Below are 2,105 nucleotides of genomic sequence, written 5' to 3'. Positions count from 1 at the left end.
GCCAGACCCGCGTTTTCAAAACCGAGACCGGAGAGCAAGGTGTTTGCTTCTATCACTGATTCTACCGTCCGGTATGATGATATGATTTTCACCACCTGATAGGCGCTGTAGCCATAGGTGAGCAATGCCTCTTCACACAGAGGCGACAGCGATGGGCATACTAGCGATGGTGGGATTTTCTCCGGGCATCGACAAAGAATTCTTGCGTTCTATCGCCAGGGCTACACATCAGTAGATCAGCTATAGGCGATGTCAGACATAAAAACGCACCTGTGCCTGAACACACGACGCAGTATACAACAGCACCAGTTCCGGATGTTTTCCATAAAAACGGTAGCTCTCGAAGACGCCTTTGTCTGTATCAATCACAGGGCGCTCGCTGAAAGGCGCATCGCGCTGGATACCACTGTCGATACAATGGCAACACTGAGTTTCAGCTCGTCTGCCATCGATTTGATGATATCTAGGGGTTTCCCCCCTAGTTTTACGACAACAGAGGTTTACTCGGTCAATGCCAAGCTGGCCAAACTGTCGATTCCTTTTGAGAGGACTCCCCATTAAAACGTTTATAACGGTAAGTGATTTTAGCTTTTCCCAGATACGTTTTTACTCGGGCTTCAACAATTCTTCACACGGTATTACTGGCAAGTAAAAATGCTTTTCAGCCCAGCTGCACAAATAACCGCCCTAATTTATCTACTACCCCACTGCCTTGGACATATTTCCGGGTGAAGAAAAAATAAAATTTCTCATCATATTAACCTCTGCTCTTTGAAAACTAAAAACGGGCGTTTTTTTACCAACGCTAATTCAAAGTCAGACTGCCACTTTTGTAGGATGGAGATAAATTGACACTGACAAGCGGATAACAATATTTTATTGAGTCTGGCTTGTATCTCTCCTTTAAAAAACCACTCACATTCTGATCCTGGTGAGGAGGAATCTCTATTTTTTGAAGAAGTGAATAAATCATTCAACGTAGGTAGGGTCTCACTCCCTCTCTTCGCTTTTTGAGAAAGTATGAGTAAGATGCCTCCGCTTACACTCACAGAAAACACGGGGTCGAGTGACTAAAGCCTATGACCTTATGTAAGACGCTAAGCAATATGTGGGTTGCACCTGAACAGCAGGCTGCATACCTAAGATGGGTAATGCTGTTACGTTTGATTTGCGACTAAATGCCGGGTTTTCCTAATGTAAAATGGCACTTAATGGCAGAGTTTTTCGCAAGGTATGTCGTTTTGGTTTATATCTAATCTACTTATTCCACATTGCTTCAAATAAAACCGGGCTTCTTCACAGGAGGTCATTTGGGAGCAGGTACGTTTAGCGCCACAGGCCCATTGCGAGGGTTCAGATAGGGAAGAGATATGTTTTCCTTGAGTCCGCCTCGACTTTCTCCATTCCCAGGGCGGGACGCGTTGTGACTCTGGCAGGGCCCACAGTCCCTTCTTCTCTTTCCTAGCATGAGTTTCGAAGGCTAACAAAAGTGGGTCTCGACTGTGTCGACTATGTTGTCGATACACCCAGGCATCCCCTTGTTTGACCATTTCAGCATTAATCCACACCCCTCCCAGATACAGTTGCGCCAAGAATCTGCCATACTGGTCTTTTTGGTTTGAACGAGCCGTGAGATTTTTATCAAAAACTAAATCAGACAGCGATTTTTGCGCTTTTTTTCCATAGGGCTGGCCGATTTCTGGTGTATCGATTGCTGCCAGTCGAATTTTAATCTGCTTTTTTTCAGGCGTGAGCAAAATGAGGGTATCGCCATCATGAACGCTTACCACTCGTCCCGTGATTTCGTCAGCCCACGAGAAAGCGTTCAACAAACCGGTGATGAGCAGAATCAGAATTTTTTTCATAGGACGTTTCTTTTTGGATTAATAAGGCTACATAGCAAGACTGTCTGTTACGGATCATATTCGACATAACATTATAGTACCGGTAATCGAATTGTTCTGTGATGCTTCTAGAACAGACAAGGCTTACCATGAAATGGGCACATCTAGGCGGACAATTCGCAGTTCATGTTGTTCAATCTTTTTTGTAGCGTTATTTAGTCCGTGCTTACTGAGTCGAGTCAAGCAGTCTATTTGTTGTTC

General features: G+C 44.6%; 1 protein-coding gene. It reads right to left on the bottom strand.

The genetic code is table 11. From position 1 onward, the window contains the following. Positions 1–1,208 precede the first annotated feature (1,208 nt). The gene (locus tag CICURV3402_RS06230) at positions 1,209–1,865 is read right to left on the bottom strand and encodes a thermonuclease family protein (protein WP_158380280.1); all 657 of its coding nucleotides are present in this window, start codon (positions 1,863–1,865) and stop codon (positions 1,209–1,211) included. Positions 1,866–2,105 lie beyond the last annotated feature (240 nt).

The organism is Candidatus Williamhamiltonella defendens (genome assembly GCF_900699045.1).
GTDB classification, from domain to species: domain Bacteria; phylum Pseudomonadota; class Gammaproteobacteria; order Enterobacterales; family Enterobacteriaceae; genus Hamiltonella; species Hamiltonella defensa_A.
This window is presented reverse-complemented; position numbering and strand designations above follow the sequence as displayed.